Here is a 23,782-nt window from a genome sequence, read left to right on the forward strand (position 1 = left end):
GCGCTTGCCCGCCGCTTCTGACGGGCCGCCAGGGTTCATTCGCCGGGTGCGCAAGCCTGGCTCCCGATACGCTTGCTCCGCGGTACCGGAGGCCAGGGACGGCCACCGGCTTTTTCGCGGCCGGCGGGCCGCTGGGGCATGATGCGCCCAGCCTTTCACCCTGCTCCGCCGAGGACCCCGCATGACCGCCCCGATGCTCGCCCCCGTGATCGCCCTGGTGCTGTGGACCTTCGTGGTCTGGGGCTGGATGTACGCCACGCGCATTCCGGCCATCCTGCAGTCGAAGATGGTGCTGGACCCGCAGGTTCCGCGCGGCGAGCAGATGAACCAGCTGCCGGCCAAGGTGCGCTGGAAGGCCGACAACTACAACCACCTGATGGAACAGCCCACCCTGTTCTACGCGGTGGGCCTGGCGCTGGCGGTGGCCGGCGATGCCACCGCGGCGAGCCTGGGGCTGGCCTGGGCCTACGTGGGCCTGCGCGTGGTGCACAGCCTGGTGCAGGCCCTGGTCAACGTCATCCAGGTCCGCTTCGCGCTGTTCTTCATCTCCTCGCTGGTGCTGCTGGCACTCGCGGTCCGCGCGGCCCTGCTGGTGTTCTGATGCCGGGGCTGTCGCTGACCGCGCTGTTCCGCGGCTTCCTGGCGTTGACGCTGGTCCTGACCGCGGCGCTGGGCCTGCTGGATCGGGGGCTGCGTAATGCGGTGTCGCCCCAGGGCATCGTCTCCTTCGAGTTCTGCGGGTATGCCGCGAACTGCGAGGCCATCCTGGCGGCCTGGGGCGAAGGCGGGCGGGCGCTGGCGATGTTCGTGCAGGGCCTGGACTACCTCTACCTGCTCGCCTACTCCGGCCTGGGCTGTACTGCCTTGCTGCTGCTGGCGCGGCGGGTGCCGCCGGCGCTGCGGCGCCTCACCGCCGGGCTCGGCTGGTGCGCCCTGCTGGCCGGCGCGGCGGATGCCTGCGAGAACGCCGCGCTGGTCCGCGTGCTGCTGGGCGATGGCACGCCGGAGACGGCGCGGCTCGCCGGGCACTTCGCCAGCGCCAAGTTCGCCATCGTGGGGCTGACGCTGGCATGGATCCTGGCCTGCTGGCTGCGCTTCGTGGTCATCCGCCGCCCGCCTACCGGACACACCGGCTGAGCCGGGCGCCTTTCCAGGCACCGCGAAACGATTTTCCGCCGCCGCTGTCGATTCCAGCCCGGTCCGTTCGACGCCTCAGGAGAACGGACCGCTGCCGGAACCTGTCCGGCCGCCCGAATGCGATGACAAGACCATGAACGACAAGACGAATACCCAGGCCGCCGCATCCAACCGCAGCCGCTGGCTGGCGCTCTACCTGCTGTGCACCGGCGTGCTGATGATCGTGCTGGACACCACGGTGGTGACCGTGGCCCTGCCGACCCTGCAGGCGGAACTCGGCTTCTCCGGCACCTCGATCGTCTGGGTGCTCAACGCCTACATGCTCACCTATGGCGGCTTCCTGCTGCTGGGCGGGCGCCTGGGCGACCTCTACGGCCAGCGCCGCTGGTTCCTGGTGGGCCTGGCCGGCTTCACCGGCGCCTCGCTGGCCTGCGGCATGGCCAGCTCGCAGCTGGTGCTGGTGGTGGCGCGCGCCGTGCAGGGCCTGGGCGGCGCCGTGGTGACGGCCGTGGCGCTGTCGCTGATCATGAACCTGTTCCAGGAACCCCGCGAACGCGCACAGGCCATGGGCATCTACGGCTTCGTCTGCGCGGCCGGCGGCAGCCTGGGCGAGGTGCTGGGCGGCGTGCTCACCGACTGGTTCGGCTGGCAGTCGATCTTCCTGATCAACCTGCCGATCGGCGTGGCGGTGTACTTCTTCTGCCTGCGCCTGCTGCCGGTCGACAAGGTGCCGGACCAGCGCGGCCGCCTGGACGTGAGTGGCGCCGTCACCGGCACGCTGGGCCTGATGCTGGCGGTCTACGCCGTGGTGGACGGCAACCGCGCGGGCTGGACCTCCGCGCAGACGCTGGGCCTGGGCGGCGCGGCGCTGGCGCTGCTCGCACTGTTCCTGTGGATCGAGGCACGCGTGCGGGAGCCGCTGATGCCGCTGCGCCTGTTCCGCCTGCGCAATATCGCCGTGTCCAACGTGGTGGCCGTGCTGTGGGCGGCGGGCATGTTCGCCTGGTTCGTGATCAGCGCGCTCTACATGCAGCACATCCTGGGCTACGACCCGATGCGCGTGGGCCTGGCCTTCCTGCCGGCCGACGCGATCATGGCGCTGTTCTCCGCCGGCCTGTCGGCGCGCATGGTGATGCGTTACGGCATCCGCGGGCCGATGTGGCTGGGCCTGCTGATCGCGGCGCTGGGCCTGGCACTGTTCGCCCGCGCGCCGATGGACGGCAGCTTCGTGCTGGACGTGCTGCCCGGCATGGTGCTGCTGGGCCTGGGCGGCGGCATGGCCTTCAACCCGGTGCTGCTGGCCGCGATGAACGACGTGGACGCCAGCGAATCCGGCCTGGCTTCAGGCGTGGTCAACACCGCCTTCATGATGGGCGGCGCCCTGGGCCTGGCGGTGCTGGCGTCGTTCGCCGACGCCCACACCTCCGGCCTGCAGCAGGCCGGCACCGATGCGCGCGAAGCCCTCAACAGCGGCTACCGCCGCGCGTTCCTGATCGGCGCGGGACTCACGGCCCTGGGCGCGGTCATCGGCGGACTGCTGCTGCGGCCCAAGCCGATGCAGGGGGAGGCGGCATCAGTGATGCATTGAATTGCATCTCTGATGACACTGAACGCCCGGCCATGGATGGCCGGGCCGGGGCTCGATCGGAACACTGAAGTCCCACCATGGACGGCACACCCCATTTCTTCCCTTACCCGCACCCGGGAGGGGAAAAGTCTCATGGCTTCTTCGCGTAGCAGCGCAGGAACATCTCCACCGCGCCCTCCACCACCTGGGCCTGCTGCTTCGCGCTCAGCGGCGGCGCGCCCAGGGCCAGCTGCGGCCAGAAGGCGGCTCCCTTCACCAGGGCATGCAACTGCTGCTCGGCCAGGTCCACGTCCAGCGGCTTGAGCTTGCCGTCGGCCGCGGCGGCGCGGATCCAGGCGGTGAGCGCTTCCTCGCCCTGCCCCTCCTCCAGGCGCTCGATCAGCTCGCGCGCGCGGTCGGGGCGGCGCACGCCCTCGGCAATGGCGACCCGCGCCAGGTCCATGAAACCGCGGTCCTGCATCAGGCGCATCTTGCGCCGCAGCAGTTCGCCGAGCTGCTCGCGGAGCGGGCGGCGCGGCTCGTAAGGCAGGCCTTCCTCCGCCGTGGCGCACTCCCAAAGCTGGCGCAGGATCGCCTCGAACAGTTCGTCCTTGCTGGGAAAGTGGTTGTAGACCGTGCGCTTGGACACCTCCGCGCTGGCGGCGATGCGGTCCATGCTGGTGCCGTCGAAACCCTGCGACAGGAACTCCTGGAGAGCAGCCGTAAGGATGCTCTCGCGCTTGCGGTCGGTAAGGCGCTGGGGACGTGACATACGACAATTTTACACCGGACGGTTTACTTTTGGAAAAACGGAAACTACACTGTGCAGTGTAGAAATGCAGGAACCCCCGATGCGCCTTTCCCGCCCCCTGCTGCTGATGACCGGAGTCCTCGCCATGACGGCCTGTGCCATGTCTGCCACCGACAGTTCCCAGCCCTACCAGGGCTCGCCGCAGTTCGCCGGCGGCAAGTTCCGCAACCCGGTGCCGCAGCCCCCGGAGGGCCTCGGCAAGATGCTCGGCATCGCCTGGAATTTCTTCTTCAACAAGCCCGCCGGCACCATGCCGGCCACGCCGCCGCCGGTGGAGAAGCTGGCTCAGGCTCAGTTGCTGGCCGCGCCCGACCGCTCGCTGTGGCGCCTCGGGCATTCCACCATCCTGCTGAAGCTGCGCGGCCAGTTCTGGCTGACCGATCCGGTGTTCTCCGAGCGCGCCTCGCCCTTCCAGTGGATGGGCCCCAAGCGCTTCCATGCCCCACCGATCTCCATCGAGGAGCTGCCGCCGATCCGTGCCGTGATCCTGTCCCACGATCACTACGACCACCTGGACGAGGCCGCCGTCACCGCCCTGGCCGCCAAGACCCAGGTCTTCCTGGCGCCGCTGGGCGTGGGCGACCGCCTCACCGGCTGGGGCGTGGACGCCGCCAAGGTGCAGCAGTTCGACTGGTGGCAGGAAACCACCCTGGACGGCTTGCGCCTCGTGGCCACGCCGGCCCAGCACTTTTCCGGCCGCAGCCTGGGCGACCGCAACAGCACGCTATGGGCCTCGTGGGCGATCATCGACGGCGACGTGCGCATCTTCTTCAGCGGCGATACCGGCTACTTCCAGGGCTTCAAAACCATCGGCGAGCGCCTGGGCCCCTTCGACCTGACGCTGATGGAGACCGGCGCCTACGACAAGCAGTGGCCCTACGTGCACATGCTGCCGGAGCAGACCCTGCAGGCCCACCTGGACCTGCGCGGCCGCTGGCTGCTGCCGATCCACAACGGCACCTTCGACCTCGCCATGCATTCCTGGACCGATCCCTTCGAACGCATCAGCGCCCTGGCGGCGCAGCACCGCGTGAACCTGACGACGCCGGTGATCGGTTCGGCGCTGGACATCCGCGCGCCGCGCGCCGATACGCCCTGGTGGCGCGAGATGGGCCGCGCAGCGGCGGAGGCCGTGGCCGTCCCCGCCGGCGGCTGATCAGGAGCGCGGCGGCAGCCGCAGCGCCAGGATCAGCACGGTGGACAGCACCGCCGTGCCCATGAAGGTCATCAGCGCGATGTCATAGCTGCCGCTACGGTCGAAAACCTCGCCGATGTAGCGGACGGCGACGATGGAGAAGGGCACCATCAGCAGGTTCATGCCGCCCAGCACGCTGCCGAAGCTGGCGGTGCCGAAGCAGTCCGCCGCCAGCGTGGTCCAGAGCGGGTAGGTACCGCCGATGGCCAATCCGATGATGCTGCAGGCGATCAGCAGCGTGGTGTAGCCGGGGCTCAGCAGCAGGATCACCAGGAAGGCGAAGTTGCAGGCGGCCACCGCGCAGAACAGCAGCCGCTTGTCATGGCGGTCCGCCAGCGCGCCGATGGCGAGCTTGCCCAGGATGGCCGAGAAGGTCAGCGTGGACACCAGCAGCGAAGCCTGCGGCAGCGTCAGGCCGGCGTCGGTGCCGTAGGGAATCAGCGAGGACAGCAGCGCCTGGTCGGCGCCCAGCAGGATGCCGGCCCCGCAGGACAGCAGCCAGAAATTGCGCGTGCGCAGCAGCTTGCCTAGCGTCCAGATCTCTCCGCCTGCCGCCGGCCCCTGCCCCGCCTGCGGCAGCGGCTGGCCATCGGGCGTCAGGCCGAGGTCGGAGGGCCTGTCGCGCATCAGCAGCCAGCCCAGCGCGGCGATCACCAGGCCCACGAACAGGCCCTGCACCATCAGCGCCGGGCGCCAGCCGAGGCCCTGCATCAGGAAAGCCACCAGCGGCGGCATCAGGAAACCGCCAGCGGAGGTGGCGACCGCCAGTACGCCGAGCGCGCGGCCGCGCTGGCGCAGGAACCAGCGTGCGGCAATGGTGTTGGCCGCCAGAGCGCCGGCCGCGAGCGTGCCGATGGACACGGGCCCCAGCACCAGCAGCGCCATCGTCGTGGGGGAATGCGACAGGCCCATCAGCACGAACCCGGCCGCGAACAGCATGCCGCCGCCTACGATCACCTGGCGCGCCGGCCGGCGGTCCAGCAGCCTGCCCACCAGGGGAGCCCAGACCGCGAAGCCCAGCAGCAGCGCCATGAAGCCGATGTTGGCGTTGGCGCGCGACAGGCCGAACTCGGTCGAGAGGGGCGCCACGAAAAGGCCGAAGCTGTAGGTGGTGCTGCCGATCAGCAGGGCCGTGCAGACGAAGCCCGCCGCCACGATCCACCAGCCCTGAAAGATGCCGCCCGCCGCTTTCGCCTGCTCCATGCGCTGCCCCTCCGGTTTACCCGGATTATTGGCAGGCCCCCCGCGCCGCCGGCTGGTCCGTTGGGACGAGCCCCCGCCGAACGGTGAATCATCCGGGCTACGGGACGGCGTCAATCTCCCGATGGGCGGTCGCCGGCGAGCGGGCCCCGTTCTTGCGGGAGCCGATAAAATTCTCCCCCGCCCGGGACGGGCTTCCCCACAACGAACTACAAGATGACCAGGGACGAATTCGGCCCGTCTTCGGGACACTACACGCAAGCGGTCGAGCGCCTGCTGCACGCCGTGCAGGAGCTGTCGCTGGCCCGCGATCTCGACCAGGTGCAGAAGATCGTCCGCCGCACGGCACGCGAACTCACCGGCTGCGACGGCTCCACCTTCGTGCTGCGCGACGGCGACAAGTGTTTCTATGCCGACGAGGACGCCATCGAGCCGCTGTGGAAGGGCAACCGCTTCCCGATGCCGACCTGCATCAGCGGCTGGGCCATGCTCAACCGCAAGACCGCGATCATCCCTGACATCTACGCCGACGAACGCATCCCCCACGAGGCCTACCGCCCCACGTTCGTGAAAAGCCTGGTGATGGTGCCGATCCGCAGGCTGTCGCCCATCGGCGCCATCGGCAACTACTGGGCCCACCGGCACCAGGCCACCGCCGAGGAAGTGCGCCTGCTGCAGGCCCTGGCAGACTCGACCTCCATCGCCCTGGAGAACATCCAGGTCTACGGCGAGATGGAACAGCGCGTGCGCGACCGCACGGCCGCGCTGGAGCGCGCCAACCAGGAGATCCGCAAGCTTTCCATGACCGACGAGCTCACCGGCCTGCTCAACCGCCGCGGCTTCTACGCGCTGGCCGAGCAGGCCCTGGCCCATGCGCGGCGCAACGGCGAGCAGGCCTTGCTGGCCTTCGTCGACGTGGACGGGCTCAAGCGCGTCAACGATGCCCTGGGCCACGATACCGGCGACGCAATGATCGCCGATGTGGCCCGCGTGCTGCGCTCCACCCTGCGCGAGAGCGACATCGTCGCCCGCGTCGGCGGCGACGAGTTCTGCGTGGTCGCCATCAACCCCGAGACCGACGGCCAGGTCCTGCGCGAACGCTTGCTTGAGCGCCTGGAGCAGGCCAACGCCGCTGCCGACAAGACCTACCGCCTCGCCGCCAGCATCGGCTTCGTGGAAAGCCGGGCAGCAGAAACCGCCACGCTCGACCAGCTCATCCTGGGTGCGGATGAGCACATGTATGCGCACAAGAAAGCCAGGGCCCAGGCCCGGCTGTACTGAAGGGATCACCATCGTGCAAGAGGAAGTGCTCCGCTTCTGGTTCCAGGAGATCGACCCCAAGGCCTGGTGGACGGCAGACCCCGAATTCGACCGGGTGATCCAGGGTCGCTTCGGCGAGCTTCTGGAGCGGGCCGCGCGAGCCGAGTTGTACCCGTGGCGCATCACCGCCCGCGGGCGGCTGGCGGAGGTGCTCGTGCTGGACCAGTTCTCCCGCAACATCCACCGCAACTCCCCCCGCGCCTTCGCCCAGGACCCGCTGGCCCTGGCGCTGGCCCAGGAAGCGATTGCCGCGGGCACGCCCGCCGCGCTCTCCGCCGTGGAACGGAGCTTCCTGTACCTGCCCTTCATGCACAGCGAATCCGCAGCGATCCACGACTGGGCCGAGCGCCTGTACCGCGAGAACGGCGTGCAGGAGAACTACGACTTCGAGCTCAAGCACAAGGCGATCATCGACCGCTTCGGGCGCTACCCGCATCGCAACGAAATCCTGGGCCGCGCCTCTTCGGGCGAAGAGATCGAGTTCCTGAAGCAACCCGGATCGAGGTTCTAGCGATTCCGGAATACTCCCGGCGAACTCCGCTTCAGCCATGTCCGGCGGAAATCGAGGTTGTCGAGCGGCGAACGTTTCCCGCGCGGCGCGACTCGGGCATCCTTGGCCCGCCCCGGTAAAGGGCCAGGAGGAGCTTCATGCAGCAAGCGCGTGCGATCCCCGGCGACAGCGGCTGGCCGCTGGTCGGTCATTCCTTCAATTACCTGTTCGACTTCGAGAACTTCACCCGCAAGCGCTTCGCGCGCTACGGCGAGGTCGTGCGCTTCAATGCCTTCGGCATGGAATTCGTCGCACTGCTGGGTCCGGAGGCGAACCAGCTGGTACTGCAGAACCGCGACGACCTGTTCAGCAATGCTTCCTGGGAGAAGATGATCGGTCCTTTCTTCCGTCGCGGGCTGATGCTTCTGGACGGCGACGAGCACCGCCTGCACCGGCGCGTGATGCAGGTGGCCTTCACCAATGCCGCGCTGCGCGAGGACCTGGACGGCATCAATCGCACGCTGGACGAGTCGCTGGCGGCCTGGCCCAGCGGCGACGGCATCAAGGTCTTCGACCTGCTCAAGAGCATGACCCTGGACGTGGCCAGCCGCGTGTTCCTGGGCCAGCCGGCCGGCAAGGACAGCGAGGCGATGAACCGCGCCTTCCTGGCTACCGTGCAGGCCGCCACCGGCGTGATCCGCCACGACCTGCCGTTCACCCGCTGGCGCGCCGGCCTGCGCGGCCGCCAGTTGCTGGAGCGCAGCTTCGCCGCCGCCCTGCCGGCCCACCGCGGCGGCAGCGGCAACGACCTGTTCACCCGCCTCTGCGCCGCCCGTACCGAGGATGGCCAGCCCTTCAGCGACGAAGATGTGATCAACCATCTGGTCTTCCTGCTGATGGCCGCGCATGACACCAGCACGATCACGCTGAGCAACCTGCTCTACCAGCTGGCCAAGCACCCGCAGTGGCAGGAGCGCCTGCGCGATCAGAGCCTCGCGCTGGGCCGCACGCAGCTGGAGTATGAAGACCTTGAGCGCCTGGCCGACATGGACCATGCGATGAAGGAAACCCTGCGCCTGACGCCGCCGGTGCCCGGCCTGCCGCGCCAGGCGACGCGCGACTTCGAGTACGCCGGCTATCGGATTCCCAAAGGCACGCTGATCTCGATCTCGCTGTGGATGACCCACCGCCTGGAGCGCTACTGGAAGGAGCCGGAGCGCTTCGATCCGGACCGCTTCGCGCCCGGCCGGGCCGAGGATCGCCAGCATCCCTTCCTGTGGCTGCCCTTCGGCGGCGGCGCGCACAAGTGCATCGGCATGCACTTCGGCGCCATGGAAGTGAAGGCAGCGCTGCACCAGTTGCTGCTGCGCTTCCGCTGGAGCGTGCCGTCGGGCTACACCCTGCCGCAGGACTGGACCAGCCTACCGATCCCGGCAGACCGGCTGCCGTTGAGGCTGGAGCGGCTGGGCTGAAGCTCCTGGACCCGCTAGCGCTGAGGTTTTCGAAACACGGGGGGGCCACGCACCACCGCTGGCCCTTACCGCCCCCCAGGGAAGGTCTGAAGAAGTTACCGTTCGCCCTGAGCCTGTCGAAGGGTGTGCGGTCACTCGTTGACCAACGGTGAGGAAAGTCCGCCATGCTTCGAGCAGCTCGGCACGAACGGACTTTTTCAGGGCTTCCTAGCGCCCCTTCTCCAGCAGCAGCTTGAGCGCCTGCAGGTCCTTGAGCACCCACTGCGCATCGCGAGCAAAGGCCTCGTCGTCCACGCCGGGCTGCCGGAACAGGGTCAGCATCACCTCGGCGCCATCGCCGTTGGCGATCACCCGCAGCGGGATGTAGAGCAGCAGCCCGCCCGGCAGTTCCACCCGGTGGTCCAGCACGCCCTGGTCGTTGTGCGGGCTGAACCAGACCCTTGCCTCACCCTCCGGCGCAGCGGCCACCCAGTGGTCGCCGGCCTCGCGCAGCGATTCGGCAAGCCCGCTGGCCCAGCGCGGGAAGTTGAGCGGCTGGCAGGCAAAGTCGTAGACCTCGCGCCAGTCGCGGCGGATGGTCACGCTCAGGGTGCGGGCGGGGAGGCTTTCGGCCATGATGCTCACCTCATCATTTTCCCGGCATTGTGACAGGCATGGCCAAGGCGATCAGGATTTCCCGCAATGGCGGGCCCGAGGTGATGGAGTACGTCGACGTGGAAGTGCCCGAGCCCCTCCCCGGCGAGGTGCGCATCCGCCAGGAAGCCTGCGGCCTGAACTTCATCGACGTGTACCACCGCAACGGCAGCTACCAGCAGCCGCTTCCCGGCGGTCTTGGCCTGGAAGCCTCCGGCACTGTGATGTCGGTCGGTGCGGGCGTACCGCATCTGCAGGTGGGCGACCGCGTGGCCTACGCCGGAGGCCCCATCGGCGCCTATGCCAGCGAGCGCACGATGCCCGCAGCCATGGTGGTGAAGCTGCCGGACGGCATCGGCTTCGAGACTGCGGCGGCGATGATGCTGCAGGGCCTCACGGTGCAATACCTGTTCCGGCGCACCTTCCTGCTGCGCGGCGGCGAAACCATCCTGTTCCATGCCGCGGCCGGTGGCGTGGGCCTGATCGCCTGCCAGTGGGCCCGGGCCCTGGGCGTGACCATGATCGGCACCGTCAGCTCCGACGAGAAGGCCGAGCTGGCGCTCGCCAGCGGCTGCGCCCATGTCATCAACACGCGGCGCGAGAACTTCGTGGAGCGCGTGCGCCAGATCACCGGCGGGCGCGGCGTGCCGGTGGTTTACGACGGCGTCGGCAAGGATACCTTCACCGGCTCCCTGGATTGCCTGGCGCGGCTCGGCACGATGGTGTCCTTCGGCAACGCCTCCGGCGTGGTGCCGCCGTTCGCGCTGAGCGAGCTGAGTTCGCGCGGCTCGCTGTTCATCACTCGGCCGACGATGTTCGACTACACCGCGCGGCGCGAGGATCTGGACGCGATGGCGGCCGAGCTGTTCTACATGGTGGGCAGCGGCCAGGTGAAGCCCGACATCCGCCAGCGCTATCCGCTGGCCGAAGTGGCGCGGTCCCACCAGGACCTGGAAGCGCGGCGCACCACCGGCTCCACGATCCTGCTGCCCTGAAAAAGCAGCAGGCCTCCCGCGCTTGCGCGCGGCAGGCCTGCCGGGCAGGCACTTCAGAAGCGCAGGTTGAAGGTGACGCTGCCGCTGGAGGGCGTGCCGAAGTAGAGATTGCCGTACTCGTCGAGCACGTAGTACTTGCGATCCAGCAGGTTGTTGCCGTTGAGCTGCACCGAGAGGTTCTTCGTCAGCTCGTAGCGCGCCAGCAGGCTGACCAGGGTCACCGGGCTCTGCTCGAGTTCGGTGGCCACCGGCCCGTCCGTGCCCGGCGCGTACACCGTGGCGAAACTCTTCGACTGCCAGTTCACGCCGCCGCCGACGGTCAGCTTGCTCCAGGCACCCTGCGGGGTCCAGCTGGTGAAGGTGCGCACCAGGGTGCGCGGCACGTAGCGGTTCAGGCCGTTGCCATCCGGATCCTCCAGGGAGAAGTTGGACCAGCCGAAGGACAGGTCCCAGCCCTTGGCCGGCTGGCCGGAGACTTCCAGCTCGAAGCCGCGGCTGCGGGCGCCGTCCACGTTGATCGAAGCCTGGGTCTGGGGGCGGCCGGGTACGGTGTAGGGCGCACCCGTATCCGGATCGATCCCGGGGTCCAGCGCGGCGACGTTGTCCTGGCGCGTGTCGAACAGGGTCAGGGCGGTGTTCAGGCGGCCGCCGAAATGCTCGCCCTTGATGCCGACCTCGAGGCTCTGTCCCGTGGTGGGCTCCAGGAAGCTGCCGCTGCGGTCGATCTTGTTCTGCGGCTTGAAGATCTCGGTGTAGCTGGTGAAGGCCGACCACTGCGGCAGGAAGTCATAGACCAGGCCGGCGTAGGGCGTGGTGGGATGCTCCTTGTAGACGAAGGCCTGGCTGTCGGAATAGGCGTCGAAGTAGTCCGTGTCCCAGCGCGTGTGGCGCAGGCCGGCGATCAGCTTCAGCGAATCGGCCAGCGAGAAGCGATAGGCCGCGTAGACGGCGGTCTGGTCGGTGGTGATGCGGGTGATGCGGGCACCCTCGTCGGCGAAGTCCGGCTCCGGGTAGGAACCGTCCCACTCGAAGAAGTTGCCCGTCCCGGGCAGCTCCTCCGGCGCTGCAAACAGGTAGCCGTCCAGCTTCAGCCGCGACTGGCTGGCACCCACGACCAGCTCATGCTTGCGGCCGAACAGCTCGAAGGGCCCCTTGGCGTAGAGGTCCAGCGCATTCATCTGCCCGCTCTCCCGGCTGCGATAGGCATAGGCCAGAAGGCCCTCGCCGGTCTCGCGATCGGGATAGCCTTCCATGTAGAACAGCGCGAGGTCGCCGCCCAGTTCGCGATGCGTCAGCGTGGAGTTCAGCGACCAGCCGTTGCCGAAGCGATGCGCCAGTTCGGCGAAGAGCGTTTCGGTGCGCTTGTTCCAGAAGCTCCAGTCGGCGGCGGTGGTGATCGAGCGGCGCCAGTCGGTGCGCGTCCCGTCGCTGTAGAACAGTGGGAACGAACCCCAGGTGTTGGCCTGCGGCTGTGTCTCCAGGTAGTCGTAGCCCAGCGAAAGCAGCGTATCCGGCCCCAGGTCGGCATCGACCGTGGCGTAGAACGCCTGCTTCTCGTTGCTGTAGAAGTCCTGGTAGGACTCGCGGTGCTGGTAGACGCCCACGGCACGCGCGCGCACGCTGCCGTCGGCGGTCAGCGGCGTGGAGAGGTCGGCCACCGCGCGGTAGTCGTCCCAGGAACCGGCCGTGAGCGCCGAGGCCAGCTCGAAGCTGCGGCTGTCGGCACGCTTGCGCACCAGGTTGACCGCGGCGGAGGGATTGCCGGCGCCCGACAGCAGGCCGGTGGCGCCGCGCACGATCTCGATGCGCTCGTACATCGCGGTGTCGATGGTCTCGTCGATCGAGCCGGTGCTGAACACCGTGGTGGCCGGGATATTGTCGTACAGCAGGTTGTCCACGACGAAGCCGCGCGAGGTGAACAGCACACGCTCGGTATCGTAGGCGTAGGAATAGATGCCCGTGGTGTTGTCGAGCACGTCGCGCATCGACTGCAGGTTCTGGTCGTCCATGCGCTGGCGGGTCACCACCGTCACCGACTGCGGCGTCTCGCGCAGGCTCAGCGGCAGGCGGGTGGTCGCGGCGGTGTCATCGACCGTGTACGGCGTGATGGGGGTGTCCGAGACGGTCACCGGCGCCATCTTCACGGCTTCCTCCTCCCCCTGGGCGCTGGCCAGCGCGGGCAGGCAGAGCAGCAGGGCCGGCAACAGCCGGGAGCAGGCATCCGCGGCACGCGGAGCAGGAGTCGAAGCGTCCATTCGGGAGATCCATCGTCATTAATGATATTCATTATCAAATAATAATGACTATCATTCAATGGTCTTCCAAAACCCCGGCCGGCCGCCCCGCCCGGCCATGACGGCCGAAGGCCGGTCCCGCCCGATGGCGGAACCGGCCTTCGCAAGCCCCCCGTTCCGGCTAGTGCGTTTCGAACCAGTTCAGGATTTCCTCCGGCGCCTCCGGCAGGAACTCGTGGCTCTTGCCCTCCGCCAGAACCTTGCGGACATCGACGCCCATGCCCTGCAGGCGGCTGAAATAGGCTTCCATGGTGTCGACCGGCACGGTGTAGTCGTTGCTGCCGTGCAGGAACAGCGTCGGCGGATGGTTGTAGGGCAACGTGGCCGGGATGGTGCACATGAAGCCGAGGCAGGTCGCGTAGGAGCCCGACTGGATCGCCAGGGCGCGGAATCGGCCCTGGAAGCTCACGGCCATGCGCGAGGTGTTGTAGCCGCCGCTGGACATGCCGGTGGCGTAGAGCTTCGCGCCATTGATCGGTCCGTACTGCTGCGCCGAGATGCCGTTGAGGACCTTCAGCAGGAAGCCGTAGTCATCCGTGGTGGCATAGGGAATGCCGTTGTCGACGCCCGGAGCATTGGTGTCCCAGAACTGGTAGAGGCGGGCGTAGTTGGTCGGCGGCGCGATCACGGCATAGCCGGCCTCGAGCAGCAGCTTGATCGTGCGGACCTGGTGGTAGGCGCCTGCCGGGGTGTAGTCCGGAGCGCTCCAGAAGGTCGGGAACACCGAGGGCTGGTACAACACCACCGCGGGCCAGCCGCCCGCCGGTGGCGTCCCCTCCGGCAACTGGTACTGCACCACGCGCGGAATGCCGTAGTTCGAGACCACGGTCTTGGTCTTGTAGCTGCAGCTCAGCGTGTGGGACGTGCCGGTGACGGTGTCGGTGCAGGGGGAAGCGGCCTGGGCCGCGGGTACGGCAGCCGCCAGGGCGGCGGCGAGCAACAGGAATCGCATATCTCTCTCCAGAAGATCTTCGGAATGACGGGCCCGTCTAGTCGCGGGTCGGGACGCATTCTTCCGGAGCTCCTGGGCGCCGTCTTGGATGCTGCGCTTGGATGAAACGACTGTGCCGGTGCCGTGTCGGCCAGATTCCGACCGGCACCGCGGCAGGATGCCGATGGCTATCGCCTGAAGTGCAGCCGGTACTGCCGCGGATCGGTCATGACCGTGGGGTTCATGCCGAAGATCTCGTTCATCACGCGATCGGCATGGGCCAGGTCGTAGAAGCCGGCGGCCAGGGCAATGTCGGTGAAACTGCTGCCCTCGCGCCACATCTCCGCCGCCTTGGAGCCGGCCACCCAGCGCATGTACTGCGAGATGGTGCAGCCGACATGGCGCTGGAACAGGGCACGCAGGCGCGAAGCGGAGAGCTGCGCCGCCTGCGAAAGGTCCTCGTGCGTCAGTTGGTCCAGCGGCAGGCGTTCGATCTGTTCCATCACGCGCAGGATGCGAGGCTCGCGCACCAGCGGCGGCCGCGGCGGATCGCAGCAGGCATTCACGACGGCATCGAACAAAGCCACTGCTGCTTCGATATCCAGCGCGCCGGGGGAATGCCGCGCAAGCAGGCCGCACAGGCGGTCGCGCAGCGCCCGCCCCAGCACCAGCGGCTGCCCGGGAGACAGATAGGGCGCCAGGCGCAGGTAGGCCTCGCTGCTGATGCCCGCATCGAGTATGGAGAAGGGACGGCCATGGCTGGTGATCCAGTCGCGCTGGATGTTGACCGGCAGCAGTACCGCCTCGTACTCGCGCGGCGGCTCGCCGTTGATGCCGAGCTCGAAACTGCCCTCGTGCGCCACCAGCAGGGTCGCGGACGGGCGGTGGTAGGGACTGCTGTGGCGCCGGTCCAGTTCGTAGTCATGCCCCTGCAGCAGGAAGCAGCGGTCCCACAGGTAGACATGTATGCGCGGGCCGGCTGCGCTCATCGCCCTTCCTCTCTCTCCTCGAAAGCGGGCCCCTGGGCGCCGCCGTATTCGTTATGGGCGGCAGTATGGCCCAGGCCGGGAAAGAGACAATCACTCTTCAGTCAGCGGCCTGTGTCACCGCGGCCGTTTCGGCGCTCAGGGCCTCGCCCTCGCGGCGCGGCTCGGTCAGGGGCTGGGGACGCATGCGGTTGCTGTGCATCAGGTCACGCCCGGCGGTGATGCCGCCGGTGACCTGCAGGCTCAGGCGCTCGATGTCGCGGCGGCGCACGTCCTGGGCGATCTCCTCGGCCTCCGCCGCCGGCACGCCCAGGGCCAGCAGGGCGGCGTGGCCGAAGGCACTGGCCGACTCGAAGGTCTCGCGGATCTGGTAGTCCACGTCCGCTTCGATCAGCTTGATGGAATGCTCGCGGTCGAAGGACCGCACCAGCAGCTTGGCCTGCGGGAACTCGTGCTTCACCAGCTCCACGATGCGCAGCGTCGCGTCACGCTTGTCGATGCAGACCGCGATCACCTGCGCGTTCTCGGCCCCGGAGGCGCGCAGCACGTCCAGCCTCGTGCCGTCACCGTAGTAGACCTTGAACCCGAAGTAGTCCGCGGCGCTGCGGATCATCTCGGTATCGGTATCGATGATCGACACCTCGAAGCCGCGCGCCAGCAGGGCCTGGCTGGCCACCTGGCCGAAGCGGCCGAAGCCGATCAGCAGCACGCGCCCTTCCAGGCCCTCCGCGACATCGACGCCCTCCATCGACTCGCCCTCGCGCGGGATCAGCCAGCGCAGCGAGATCACCACCAGCGGCGTCAGTGCCATCGACAGGATGACGATGGCGGTAAAGACTGCGTTGAGCTGGGCGTCGAAGATGCCCGCCGCCGCTCCGGCGGCGTACAGCACGAAGGCGAACTCGCCGCCCTGGGCCATCATCGCGGTCCGGTGCAGGGCATCGCCGTGGGCGCCGCGGAACAGCCGTGCCACGCCGTAGATGCCGGCCGCCTTCACCGCCATGAACAGCAGCGTGCCGCCCAGGATCAGCTTCCATTGCACCCCGAACACCGCCAAGTCCAGCGACATGCCCACGCTGAGGAAGAACAGGCCCAGCAGGATGCCGCGGAAGGGCTCGATGTCCGCTTCCAGCTGGTGGCGGAAGGTGGACTCGGACAGCAGCACACCGGCCAGGAAGGCGCCCATGGCCATCGACAGGCCGCCGAGCTGCATCAGCAGGGCCGCCCCCAGCACCACCAGAAGGGCGGCCGCCGTCATCACCTCGCGCGCCCGCGCGGCGGCCAGCAGGCGGAACAGCGGGTTCAACAGCCAGCGGCCGGCCAGCACCAGGCCAACGATGGCCCCCATGCCCAGGCCGATGCTGGCCCAGCGCGACTGCCCGCCGGCTTCGGCGGCAGGCGCCAGGAAGGCCACGAAGGCCAGCAGCGGCACGATCGCCAGGTCTTCCAGCAGCAGCACCGAGACGATGCGCTGCCCGCGGGGCGTGGAAGTCTCGCCGCGCTCGTCCAGCAGCAGCATTACCGTGGCGGTGGAGGTCATCACGAAACCCATGGCCGCCACGAAGGCCGCCGCGGGGGCGAGATCGAACGCGGCGATGCCGACGCCGGTCAGCAGCAGGCCGCAAGCCAGGACCTGGCTGAGCCCCAGCCCGAAGATCTCTCCGCGCAGGCTCCAGAGCCGCGTCGGCTGCATCTCCAGGCCGATCACGAACAGGAACATGACCACGCCGAGTTCGGCGACATGCAGGATGGCCTGGGGATCGCTGAACCAGCCGAGGCCGAAGGGCCCGATGACGATGCCGGCCGCAAGGTAGCCCAGCACGGAGCCCAGGCCCAGGCGCTTGAACAGGGGCACGGCGACCACGCCGGCACCCAGCAGCGCCACTACCTTGACCAGCTCGCTCGCCCCGCCCTCGACCGACATGCGCTTGTTCTCCCGGGTTCAGGCGCGATGCTACCCCGAGGCAGAGGCGCGCGGCCACAAAAAAGGGGCCGCCTCCCGAAGGTGGCGGCCCTGGACGAGGCCCGGCTTCAGTCCGACTGCTTGATCGCCTCCACCTGGATGCGGATCAGGATCTTGCCCATGCCATTGTCGGTGTACTGGGTCATGCCATAGTCGGCGCGATCCAGCTGCCCTTCCGCATCGGCACCGCAGACCTCCTTCTTGTAGAAGGGGTGATCGATACACTTGAAGCTGTTGATCTTCAGCTTCAGCGGCTTGGTCACGCCGCGCATGGTGAGCTGGCCGTCGACTTCGGCCGGGGCATCGCCCTTGCCCTTGAAGACCAGCTTGCCCTTGTAGTCCAGCGTCGGGAACTGCGCGGCGTTGAGCCAGTCTTCGGCGACGGAGTGCTTGTTCATCTCGTCATGGCCGAAATCGATGCTCGCCGTCTCGGTCTTGATGTCCACCGTGCCGGTCTTCGCCTTGCGGTCGTAGGTCACCGTGCCGGAGCTCCTGTTGAACTTGCCGCGCCAGACCGAGATGCCCATGTGGCTCATCTCCAGGCTCGGGTAGGTATGGTGCGTCTCGATCTCGTAGGTCGCCGCGGAAGCGGCGCCGGAAGCCAGGCCGGCGGCCAGCGCCAGGGACAACGTGCAGCGGGTGAACATGAGGACTCTCCTGTCGTCTTGTTGTACGGGTGATCAAAACATGCCGTGTTCGTTCTGCATCTGTCCGGGCACGGGCTGCCCCAGGTCCCGGAGTTCCGCAACCAGGCCTCCCTCGAAGCGGAAGATGTGGGCCAGGGCCATGCCGCGGTCGTCTGCCTGCAGGCGCACATGCGAATGCACGGCGACGATGTCGCCCTCCTCCAGCGCATGATGCACCTGGACCAGCTTGCGGGGGAATCGCTCGTGGTTTTCCTCCATGCCGAGCATCAGCGACTCGGCGTCTCCGGCGAACCAGGCGTTGTGGTGCCGGAAGCCCGGCGCCACATGGCGGCGGTAGGCCAGCCGGATCTCGCCGGACGTCGCCATGTGCAGGGAATCCAGGGCGCGATCCTTGAGGCAGGCATGCATCCGCGGACGCCGCCTCAGAGGGAAACGATGGGCTTGAAACCGCCCCAGAACATGCGCTTTGCGTCGAAGGGCAGGCTCTTCGGGTCCACGTCGGTCATGAGCGGGTCCTTCATCACCTTGGCCATGACGCTGTCGCGGTGCTTGCGCGATTGGTAGATGGCATAGGAAATGACCACCACTTCGCCTTCCTTGAGCTTCACCGCCTGGGGGAAGGAGGTGCGCTTGCCCGGCTGCACGTCGTCCGCCACCCATTCGGTGTACTGCAGGGCGCCGTGCTTCATCCAGACCTTGCCGGCCTTGCGGGCCATCTTGCGGTAGGCCTCGAGATTCTCCTGGGGAACCGCCAGCACGAAACTGTCCACGTAGGCCATGCTTTATCTCCTCGGTTGCGGGCAACGGCGCGCGGGCATCAGCCCTTCGGCGCCTCGGGTGACATGTGGAGCAGTTCCCAGATATGGCCATCCAGGTCCTGGAAGCCATGCTGGTACATGAAGCCGTGATCCTGCGGCTCGCTGCAGGTGCTGCCGCCGGCACTCACCGCCTTGCGCACCATCTCGTCGATGGCCTGGCGGCTGTCACGGCTGATCGCGATCAGCACCTCGGTGCTCCGGCGCGCGTCGCAGAGCGGCTTGGGGGTGAAGCTCTGGAACTTGGCCTCGGTCAGCAGCATCGCGTAGATGTTGTCGCCGATCACCATGCAGGCGGCCGTATCGTCGGTGAACTGGTTGTTGAAGCCGAAGCCCAGCTGCTTGAAGAAATCCATCGACGCCGGCAGGTCGCGGACAGGCAGGTTGACGAAGATCTGCGTGCTCATCGTGAAGTCCTTTTCGTGGGTGGGCGCCACAGCAATCGACCCTGGGAGGGCGCCGCAAGTTCGCGGTGGCGACTTTCAAGCTAACACTTTCCACCGCCCCGGCGCCTGCGCGGCCGCCTGCCGCCGGGGGACGCACCCTGCCCCCGCGCATCCGCAGGAAAACCTCACGCGGACAAACTAAAAAACATTTCGACTCATACGCTTACAGTATTCCTCGCCTAAAGTCCGCGGCAGCCTGTCGATTTCCCAGCCGGTCGTTCGACGTATCGGTAATACCGGGAAACGGGCAGCTGGAAGCCCTCCTCCCGGTCCACCGAAGCCCACATGGAGAAGGACGATGCGCGTGATGGTACTGATCAAGGCGGACAAGGATTCCGAAGCCGGCGTGATGCCGAGCGAACAGCTGCTGACGGAGATGGGCCAGTACAACGAGGAGCTGGTGAAGGCCGGCATCATGCTGGCCGGCGAGGGTCTGCATCCCAGCTCCAAGGGGGCCCGCGTGCGCTTCGAGGGCAAGCAGCGCTCGGTGATCGACGGCCCCTTTGCGGAAACCAAGGAACTGCTGGCCGGCTTCTGGCTGTGGCAGGTACGCTCCATGGAAGAAGCCATCGAATGGGTCAAGCGCTGCCCCAACCCGATGGGTGTGAGCAGCGAGGTCGAGATCCGCCCGGTGTTCGAGTCCGAGGACTTCGGTGCCGAGTTCACGCCGGAACTGCGCGAGCAGGAAGAGCGCCTGCGCGAGCAGATCGCGGCGCGCCACTGAACAGGGCCATCCGGCGGCCCGCGGCCGCCATCACAGGGAGTGAACGCATGCTTTTCATGATCATCCGCAAGGGCGATGCCATCACGGAGTCGGGCACGCTGCCCGGCCCCGAGATGCTCGCAGCCATGGGCCGCTACCGCGATGAGCTCGCCGCAGCCGGCGTCTATCGCGGCGGCGACGGCCTGCTGCCCACCGCACTCGGCGCGAAGCTGCGCTACTCCAGCGGCCGCAGCACGGTCACCGACGGCCCCTTCGCCGAGGCCAAGGAGATCATCGCCGGCTTCGTGCTGGTGGAGGTCGCATCGCTGGCCGAGGCGGTGCACTGGGCGCAGCTCTGCCCTTCGCTGGCCGGCGGCGATGCGGAGATCGAGATCCGCCAGGTCGCCGAGGCTTCGCATTTCCCTGCGGCGCTGCAGGCAGCGGTGGCGCGCATGCCCTGGAGCACGGCTTCCGCGCAGGCGGCGGCCGGCAAGCTCGGGGAAGCGGCATGAGCGCCCTGGACCTCTACCCATCGCTGGGCGCCTACGCGCTGACCTGCCTGCTGCTGGTGGCCAACCTGCTGTTCCTCTGGGGCTACAGCGGCGCCACGCGCGGCCGGACGAAGACCGCCATAAACCCCGAGGATGCCGCGCAGTTCGGCGGCGAACTGCGCGACAGCGATCCGCCGGAGGTAGCACGCGTGCTGCGGGCCCACCGCAATGCCGAGTCGGCGATCTATCCCTTCCTGCTGCTGGGCCTGGTGTACGTGCTGATCGGCGGCGGCCTGAAGCTGGCCAGCGCCCTGTTCGCCGTCTTCGTGGCGGCGCGCTACGCGCACTCCTTTGCCTATCTCAGGGCGCTGCAGCCCTGGCGCACCATCAGCTTCCTGATCGGCGGCCTGGCCACCATCGTGCTGCTGCTGGACATCGCCTGGCTGCTGCTGCGCCGCTAATCCATCACATGATTCTCTTCAGGATCAGACCGAGGAACAAACCGATGAACATTCAACCCTATCTGAGCTTCGAAGGCCGCTGCGAAGAGGCCCTGGAGTTCTACAAGAAAGCCGCCGGCGCGCAGGTCGAGATGATCCTGCGCTTCCATGAAAGCCCGGAGCCCGCCATGAGCACCAAGCCGGGCAACGAGAACAAGATCATGCACTGCTCCTTCCGCATCGGCGAAAGCACGCTGATGGCTTCCGATGGCGACTGCGGCGGCAAGGCCCAGTTCGGCGGCATTTCGCTGACGCTGAATCTCAAGACCGAGGCCGAGGCGCATCGCTACTTCAATGCGCTGTCGGAAGGCGGCTCGGTGATGATGCCGCTGGAGAAGACCTTCTTCTCGCCGGCCTTCGGCGTGCTGAACGACAGGTTCGGCATCAACTGGATGATCCACGTCGTCTGAGGAAACCTGCCATGCGATTCATGATGCTGATGATTCCCGGCGGCTACGAAAGCGCCCCCGCGGGAACCATGCCCGACGCCCAGGCCGTCGAGGCGATGATGAAGTACAACGCCGCCCTGCAGGAGGCCGGCGTGCTGCTGGCGCTGGACGGCCTGCACCCGCCCTCGATGGGCGCCCGCGTCTCCTTCAAGGGCGGCAAGCCCAAGGTCACCGACGGCCCCTTCGCCGAGGCCAAGGAGGTCCTGGGCGGCTACTGGATGATCCGGGTGAAGTCCCGCGAAGAGGCCATCGAGTGGGCGCGGCGCTGCCCGGGCGGCGACAATGAGGTCATCGAGATTCGCCAGGTCCAGGAGTTCGAGGACTTTCCCGCCGATGTGCAATCGGTCTGCGCCGATTTCGTCGACATGCAGCAACAGATCGGCCAGAAGGCCTGAGGGAACCCCATGATCAAGAAGATCCTGATCGTCGTCGCCGTGGCGATCGCCGGCCTGCTGGTCTACGCCGCGACCCAGCCGGATACCTTCCGCGTGGAGCGCACCATCCTGGTCAAGGCGCCGCCGGAGCGCATCTATCCGCTGATCGCGGACTTCCGGCAGTGGACCCGATGGTCGCCCTACGAGAAGCTCGATCCGGCCCTGAAGCGGACCTACAGCGGTGCCGGCAGCGGCATGGGAGCGATCTATGCCTGGGACGGAAACAAGGACATCGGCGCCGGGCGCATGGAGATCGACGAAACGACGCCGCCCTCCAGGATCCGCATCAAGCTCGATTTCTTCCGGCCCTTCGAGGCCCGCAACATCGCCGAGTTCACGATGACGCCGGAGGGTGATGCCACGCGGCTCGGCTGGGCCATGCACGGTCCGGCCAACTACCTGTCCAAGCTGATGGGCACGCTGTTCGACATGGACCAGATGATCGGCAAGGACTTCGAGACCGGCCTGGGCACGCTCAAGTCGCTGGCCGAGCTGCCTGCCACCCCCGCGGAGAACCCGCAGGCCCCGCCGGCCGTCTCCGACGCCTCCCATACCTGAAAGCACGGGGAAGCCGCGATGAAGAAGTTCCTCTGCCTGGGCTACTACGACGTGGAGAAGTTCGCCGCGCTGAGCCCCGAGGCCATGGAGGCCCTGGTCAGCCAGTGCCCACCCCGCGACGCGGACCTGCGCGCCACCGGCCGCATGATCTTTGCCGCGTCGCTATCGGGACTGCATGAGCGCGTCTGCCTGCGTCCCCGCAACGGCAAGCCGGTGGTCACCGACGGGCCCTATGCCGAAGCCAAGGAAATGGTGGGCGGCCTGTTCATGATCGAGGCCGAGGACATCACCGAGGCGATCGCCATCGCCTCCAGGCATCCGGCGGCGGAACTGGGCGAGGACGTGGGCTGGGGCATCGAGATCCTGCCCTTCGAATACTACATCTCCGGCCAGGACGCCTAAGAGCCTATCCATGAGCGACCCGGTCCGCCGCCGCATCGATGCCGTCTGGCGCATGGAGTCGCCGCGCCTGATCGCCGGGCTGACGCGGCTGCTGCATGACGTGAGCCTGGCCGAGGAGATGGCCCAGGACGCCCTGGTGGCGGCGCTGGAGCAATGGCCCGAGGCCGGCATCCCGGACAACCCCGGGGCCTGGCTGATGGCCACCGCCAAGCACCGCGCCATCGACCGCCTGCGCCGCCTGAAGCTGGCAGAGCGCAAGTACGAGGAGCTGGGACGCGAGATGCAGGAGGAGGAACTGGCCATGCCGGACTTCGACGCGGAACTGGATGACGACATCGGTGACGACCTGCTGCGCCTGATCTTCATCGCCTGCCACCCGGTGCTGTCGACCGAGGCGCGGGCGGCGCTGACGCTGCGTCTGCTCTGCGGCCTGAGCACCGACGAGATCGCCCGCGCCTTCCTGGTGTCGGAGCCGACCATGGCGCAGCGCATCGTCCGTGCCAAGCGCACCCTGACCGAGGCGCGCGTGCCCTTCGAGGTTCCCCGCGGCGGAGAACTGGGCGAGCGCCTGGCCTCGGTGCTGGAGGTGATCTACCTGGTGTTCAACGAAGGCTATGCCGCCACCGCCGGCGACGACTGGATGCGTCCGGCGCTCTGCGAGGAAGCCCTGCGTCTGGGCCGCATCCTGGCCGAACTGGCACCGCAGGAACCGGAGGTGCACGGCCTGGTTTCACTGATGGAGATCCAGGCCTCGCGCCAGCACGCCCGCCTCGGCCCGCGGGGTGAGCCGGTGCTGCTGCTGGACCAGAACCGGGCTCGCTGGGACCTGCTGCTGATCGGCCGGGGACTCAAGGCGCTGCACCGCGCCGAGCAACTGGGCGGCGGCCTGGGGCCCTATGCCCTGCAGGCCGCCATCGCGGCCTGCCATGCCCGTGCCCGCCGCGCCGACGATACCGACTGGATGCGCATCGCCGCCCTCTACGACGCGCTCGCGCAGATCATGCCCTCCCCGGTGGTGGAGCTGAACCGGGCGGTGGCGGTGTCGATGGCCTACGGCCCGGCCGCCGGCCTGGAACTGGTGGATGCACTGCAGTCCGAGACGGCGCTGAAGAACTACCACCTGCTGCCCGGCGTACGCGGCGACCTGCTGTTCAAGCTGGGGCGGCTGGACGAAGCCCGGGCGGAATTCGAACGCGCCGCCTCGCTGACCCGCAACGCGCGCGAGAAGGAGCTGATGCAGCGCCGTGCGGCGGAGTGCAGCGAGCCCCGCTTGCACTAGGGCCTGTTGCCGGCGTGCCGCCACGGGGTTAACGTGCCGGCAGGCCACCGACAAGGAGTTCCCC

General features: G+C 67.9%; 27 protein-coding genes. 16 read left to right on the forward strand and 11 right to left on the reverse strand.

Annotated elements, in window-relative coordinates; translation table 11 throughout:
* The first annotated feature begins 181 nt into the window (after positions 1-181).
* From C3942_RS01195 to C3942_RS01205, 3 genes are all read left to right on the forward strand, one after another.
* Positions 182-601: an MAPEG family protein gene (locus tag C3942_RS01195; protein ID WP_104228504.1), complete on the forward strand. Its 420-nt coding sequence runs from the start codon at positions 182-184 to the stop codon at positions 599-601.
* Positions 601-1,137 carry a hypothetical protein gene (locus C3942_RS01200; protein WP_104228505.1) on the forward strand — a complete coding sequence of 179 codons (537 nt, stop codon included), beginning with the start codon at positions 601-603 and terminating at the stop codon, positions 1,135-1,137. Before C3942_RS01195 ends, C3942_RS01200 begins: the two co-directional genes overlap by 1 nt.
* Positions 1,138-1,270: 133 nt before the next feature.
* On the forward strand, positions 1,271-2,725 hold the full coding sequence (locus C3942_RS01205; protein ID WP_104228506.1) for an MFS transporter: 1,455 nt from the start codon (positions 1,271-1,273) through the stop codon (positions 2,723-2,725).
* Between the two features lie 130 nt (positions 2,726-2,855).
* Here the strand turns inward: C3942_RS01205 and C3942_RS01210 are convergent, their stop codons facing one another.
* Positions 2,856-3,476, reverse strand: coding sequence for a TetR/AcrR family transcriptional regulator (locus C3942_RS01210; RefSeq protein ID WP_104228507.1), 621 nt, complete (start codon positions 3,474-3,476; stop codon positions 2,856-2,858).
* A 79-nt stretch (positions 3,477-3,555) separates the two neighbouring features.
* Here C3942_RS01210 and C3942_RS01215 point away from each other — a divergent pair, with 79 nt between their 5' ends.
* Positions 3,556-4,671: an MBL fold metallo-hydrolase gene (locus C3942_RS01215; RefSeq protein ID WP_104228508.1), complete on the forward strand. Its 1,116-nt coding sequence runs from the start codon at positions 3,556-3,558 to the stop codon at positions 4,669-4,671.
* Here the strand turns inward: C3942_RS01215 and C3942_RS01220 are convergent, their stop codons facing one another.
* A complete protein-coding gene (locus C3942_RS01220) occupies positions 4,672-5,913 on the reverse strand; it encodes an MFS transporter (protein WP_104228509.1) in 1,242 nt (413 codons plus the stop codon). It lies immediately after the preceding gene.
* Positions 5,914-6,126: 213 nt separating this feature from the next.
* On the opposite strand from C3942_RS01220, the gene C3942_RS01225 reads away from it, so the two are divergent.
* From C3942_RS01225 to C3942_RS01235, 3 genes are all read left to right on the forward strand, one after another.
* The gene (locus tag C3942_RS01225; RefSeq protein ID WP_104228510.1) at positions 6,127-7,191 is read left to right on the forward strand and encodes a GGDEF domain-containing protein; all 1,065 of its coding nucleotides are present in this window, start codon (positions 6,127-6,129) and stop codon (positions 7,189-7,191) included.
* A gap of 13 nt (positions 7,192-7,204) precedes the next feature.
* The gene (locus C3942_RS01230) at positions 7,205-7,741 is read left to right on the forward strand and encodes a DUF924 family protein (protein ID WP_207765932.1); all 537 of its coding nucleotides are present in this window, start codon (positions 7,205-7,207) and stop codon (positions 7,739-7,741) included.
* 137 nt (positions 7,742-7,878) lie between these two features.
* A complete protein-coding gene (locus tag C3942_RS01235) occupies positions 7,879-9,192 on the forward strand; it encodes a cytochrome P450 (protein WP_104228512.1) in 1,314 nt (437 codons plus the stop codon).
* 207 nt (positions 9,193-9,399) lie between these two features.
* Here the strand turns inward: C3942_RS01235 and C3942_RS01240 are convergent, their stop codons facing one another.
* Positions 9,400-9,807, reverse strand: a complete 408-nt coding sequence (locus C3942_RS01240; protein ID WP_104228986.1) for an SRPBCC family protein — start codon at positions 9,805-9,807, stop codon at positions 9,400-9,402.
* Between the two features lie 38 nt (positions 9,808-9,845).
* Here C3942_RS01240 and C3942_RS01245 point away from each other — a divergent pair, with 38 nt between their 5' ends.
* Positions 9,846-10,820: a quinone oxidoreductase family protein gene (locus tag C3942_RS01245; protein WP_104228513.1), complete on the forward strand. Its 975-nt coding sequence runs from the start codon at positions 9,846-9,848 to the stop codon at positions 10,818-10,820.
* A gap of 53 nt (positions 10,821-10,873) precedes the next feature.
* Here the strand turns inward: C3942_RS01245 and C3942_RS01250 are convergent, their stop codons facing one another.
* The 8 genes from C3942_RS01250 to C3942_RS01285 form a co-directional block, all read right to left on the reverse strand.
* The gene (locus C3942_RS01250) at positions 10,874-13,075 is read right to left on the reverse strand and encodes a TonB-dependent siderophore receptor (protein ID WP_104228514.1); all 2,202 of its coding nucleotides are present in this window, start codon (positions 13,073-13,075) and stop codon (positions 10,874-10,876) included.
* Positions 13,076-13,235: 160 nt separating this feature from the next.
* A complete protein-coding gene (locus C3942_RS01255) occupies positions 13,236-14,066 on the reverse strand; it encodes an extracellular medium-chain-length polyhydroxyalkanoate depolymerase (RefSeq protein WP_104228515.1) in 831 nt (276 codons plus the stop codon).
* Between the two features lie 167 nt (positions 14,067-14,233).
* On the reverse strand, positions 14,234-15,034 hold the full coding sequence (locus C3942_RS01260) for a helix-turn-helix transcriptional regulator (RefSeq protein WP_104228516.1): 801 nt from the start codon (positions 15,032-15,034) through the stop codon (positions 14,234-14,236).
* Positions 15,035-15,131: 97 nt separating this feature from the next.
* Entirely contained in the window at positions 15,132-16,955 is a 1,824-nt protein-coding gene (locus C3942_RS01265; protein WP_104228517.1) for a monovalent cation:proton antiporter-2 (CPA2) family protein, read from the reverse strand.
* A gap of 107 nt (positions 16,956-17,062) precedes the next feature.
* Entirely contained in the window at positions 17,063-17,641 is a 579-nt protein-coding gene (locus C3942_RS01270) for a YceI family protein (protein ID WP_104228518.1), read from the reverse strand.
* Positions 17,642-17,674: 33 nt separating this feature from the next.
* Positions 17,675-18,049 (reverse strand): nuclear transport factor 2 family protein, encoded by a 375-nt coding sequence (locus C3942_RS01275; RefSeq protein ID WP_104228519.1) that lies wholly within the window; start codon positions 18,047-18,049, stop codon positions 17,675-17,677.
* 14 nt (positions 18,050-18,063) lie between these two features.
* Positions 18,064-18,420, reverse strand: a complete 357-nt coding sequence (locus C3942_RS01280) for a DUF1428 domain-containing protein (protein ID WP_104228520.1) — start codon at positions 18,418-18,420, stop codon at positions 18,064-18,066.
* A gap of 38 nt (positions 18,421-18,458) precedes the next feature.
* Positions 18,459-18,863: a VOC family protein gene (locus C3942_RS01285; protein WP_104228521.1), complete on the reverse strand. Its 405-nt coding sequence runs from the start codon at positions 18,861-18,863 to the stop codon at positions 18,459-18,461.
* 337 nt (positions 18,864-19,200) lie between these two features.
* On the opposite strand from C3942_RS01285, the gene C3942_RS01290 reads away from it, so the two are divergent.
* The 8 genes from C3942_RS01290 to C3942_RS01325 are packed head-to-tail and all read left to right on the forward strand — an operon-like array spanning position 19,201 to position 23,718.
* Entirely contained in the window at positions 19,201-19,626 is a 426-nt protein-coding gene (locus C3942_RS01290) for a YciI family protein (protein ID WP_104228522.1), read from the forward strand.
* A gap of 47 nt (positions 19,627-19,673) precedes the next feature.
* Positions 19,674-20,117 (forward strand): YciI family protein, encoded by a 444-nt coding sequence (locus C3942_RS01295; protein WP_104228523.1) that lies wholly within the window; start codon positions 19,674-19,676, stop codon positions 20,115-20,117.
* Positions 20,114-20,557 carry an MAPEG family protein gene (locus C3942_RS01300; protein ID WP_104228524.1) on the forward strand — a complete coding sequence of 148 codons (444 nt, stop codon included), beginning with the start codon at positions 20,114-20,116 and terminating at the stop codon, positions 20,555-20,557. The genes C3942_RS01295 and C3942_RS01300 overlap by 4 nt, the downstream gene beginning before the upstream one ends.
* A 44-nt stretch (positions 20,558-20,601) precedes the next feature.
* Entirely contained in the window at positions 20,602-21,006 is a 405-nt protein-coding gene (locus tag C3942_RS01305) for a VOC family protein (protein WP_104228525.1), read from the forward strand.
* Between the two features lie 11 nt (positions 21,007-21,017).
* A complete protein-coding gene (locus C3942_RS01310) occupies positions 21,018-21,440 on the forward strand; it encodes a YciI family protein (RefSeq protein WP_104228526.1) in 423 nt (140 codons plus the stop codon).
* A gap of 9 nt (positions 21,441-21,449) precedes the next feature.
* Positions 21,450-22,037: an SRPBCC family protein gene (locus C3942_RS01315; RefSeq protein WP_104228527.1), complete on the forward strand. Its 588-nt coding sequence runs from the start codon at positions 21,450-21,452 to the stop codon at positions 22,035-22,037.
* Between the two features lie 18 nt (positions 22,038-22,055).
* A complete protein-coding gene (locus C3942_RS01320; RefSeq protein WP_104228528.1) occupies positions 22,056-22,439 on the forward strand; it encodes a YciI family protein in 384 nt (127 codons plus the stop codon).
* 10 nt (positions 22,440-22,449) lie between these two features.
* Complete coding sequence (locus C3942_RS01325; RefSeq protein ID WP_104228529.1) at positions 22,450-23,718, forward strand: RNA polymerase sigma factor; 1,269 nt, start codon at positions 22,450-22,452, stop codon at positions 23,716-23,718.
* Positions 23,719-23,782: the final 64 nt, after the last annotated feature.

This window comes from Solimonas fluminis (genome assembly GCF_002930645.1).
In the GTDB taxonomy this organism is placed as follows: Bacteria; Pseudomonadota; Gammaproteobacteria; order Nevskiales; family Nevskiaceae; genus Solimonas_A; species Solimonas_A fluminis.

What these genes read in the sequence shown, in the direction of transcription:
- C3942_RS01290 (WP_104228522.1), top strand. Translation starts at nt 19,201, where the DNA reads ATGCGCGTGATGGTACTGATCAAGGCGGACAAGGATTCCGAAGCCGGC.
- C3942_RS01260 (WP_104228516.1), bottom strand. Translation starts at nt 15,034, where the DNA reads ATGAGCGCAGCCGGCCCGCGCATACATGTCTACCTGTGGGACCGCTGC.
- C3942_RS01265 (WP_104228517.1), bottom strand. Translation starts at nt 16,955, where the DNA reads ATGTCGGTCGAGGGCGGGGCGAGCGAGCTGGTCAAGGTAGTGGCGCTG.
- C3942_RS01225 (WP_104228510.1), top strand. Translation starts at nt 6,127, where the DNA reads ATGACCAGGGACGAATTCGGCCCGTCTTCGGGACACTACACGCAAGCG.
- C3942_RS01305 (WP_104228525.1), top strand. Translation starts at nt 20,602, where the DNA reads ATGAACATTCAACCCTATCTGAGCTTCGAAGGCCGCTGCGAAGAGGCC.
- C3942_RS01205 (WP_104228506.1), top strand. Translation starts at nt 1,271, where the DNA reads ATGAACGACAAGACGAATACCCAGGCCGCCGCATCCAACCGCAGCCGC.
- C3942_RS01215 (WP_104228508.1), top strand. Translation starts at nt 3,556, where the DNA reads ATGCGCCTTTCCCGCCCCCTGCTGCTGATGACCGGAGTCCTCGCCATG.
- C3942_RS01210 (WP_104228507.1), bottom strand. Translation starts at nt 3,476, where the DNA reads ATGTCACGTCCCCAGCGCCTTACCGACCGCAAGCGCGAGAGCATCCTT.
- C3942_RS01275 (WP_104228519.1), bottom strand. Translation starts at nt 18,049, where the DNA reads ATGCATGCCTGCCTCAAGGATCGCGCCCTGGATTCCCTGCACATGGCG.
- C3942_RS01195 (WP_104228504.1), top strand. Translation starts at nt 182, where the DNA reads ATGACCGCCCCGATGCTCGCCCCCGTGATCGCCCTGGTGCTGTGGACC.
- C3942_RS01270 (WP_104228518.1), bottom strand. Translation starts at nt 17,641, where the DNA reads ATGTTCACCCGCTGCACGTTGTCCCTGGCGCTGGCCGCCGGCCTGGCT.
- C3942_RS01245 (WP_104228513.1), top strand. Translation starts at nt 9,846, where the DNA reads ATGGCCAAGGCGATCAGGATTTCCCGCAATGGCGGGCCCGAGGTGATG.
- C3942_RS01295 (WP_104228523.1), top strand. Translation starts at nt 19,674, where the DNA reads ATGCTTTTCATGATCATCCGCAAGGGCGATGCCATCACGGAGTCGGGC.
- C3942_RS01315 (WP_104228527.1), top strand. Translation starts at nt 21,450, where the DNA reads ATGATCAAGAAGATCCTGATCGTCGTCGCCGTGGCGATCGCCGGCCTG.
- C3942_RS01235 (WP_104228512.1), top strand. Translation starts at nt 7,879, where the DNA reads ATGCAGCAAGCGCGTGCGATCCCCGGCGACAGCGGCTGGCCGCTGGTC.
- C3942_RS01200 (WP_104228505.1), top strand. Translation starts at nt 601, where the DNA reads ATGCCGGGGCTGTCGCTGACCGCGCTGTTCCGCGGCTTCCTGGCGTTG.
- C3942_RS01280 (WP_104228520.1), bottom strand. Translation starts at nt 18,420, where the DNA reads ATGGCCTACGTGGACAGTTTCGTGCTGGCGGTTCCCCAGGAGAATCTC.
- C3942_RS01220 (WP_104228509.1), bottom strand. Translation starts at nt 5,913, where the DNA reads ATGGAGCAGGCGAAAGCGGCGGGCGGCATCTTTCAGGGCTGGTGGATC.
- C3942_RS01285 (WP_104228521.1), bottom strand. Translation starts at nt 18,863, where the DNA reads ATGAGCACGCAGATCTTCGTCAACCTGCCTGTCCGCGACCTGCCGGCG.
- C3942_RS01300 (WP_104228524.1), top strand. Translation starts at nt 20,114, where the DNA reads ATGAGCGCCCTGGACCTCTACCCATCGCTGGGCGCCTACGCGCTGACC.
- C3942_RS01325 (WP_104228529.1), top strand. Translation starts at nt 22,450, where the DNA reads ATGAGCGACCCGGTCCGCCGCCGCATCGATGCCGTCTGGCGCATGGAG.
- C3942_RS01320 (WP_104228528.1), top strand. Translation starts at nt 22,056, where the DNA reads ATGAAGAAGTTCCTCTGCCTGGGCTACTACGACGTGGAGAAGTTCGCC.
- C3942_RS01250 (WP_104228514.1), bottom strand. Translation starts at nt 13,075, where the DNA reads ATGGACGCTTCGACTCCTGCTCCGCGTGCCGCGGATGCCTGCTCCCGG.
- C3942_RS01240 (WP_104228986.1), bottom strand. Translation starts at nt 9,807, where the DNA reads ATGGCCGAAAGCCTCCCCGCCCGCACCCTGAGCGTGACCATCCGCCGC.
- C3942_RS01255 (WP_104228515.1), bottom strand. Translation starts at nt 14,066, where the DNA reads ATGCGATTCCTGTTGCTCGCCGCCGCCCTGGCGGCTGCCGTACCCGCG.
- C3942_RS01310 (WP_104228526.1), top strand. Translation starts at nt 21,018, where the DNA reads ATGCGATTCATGATGCTGATGATTCCCGGCGGCTACGAAAGCGCCCCC.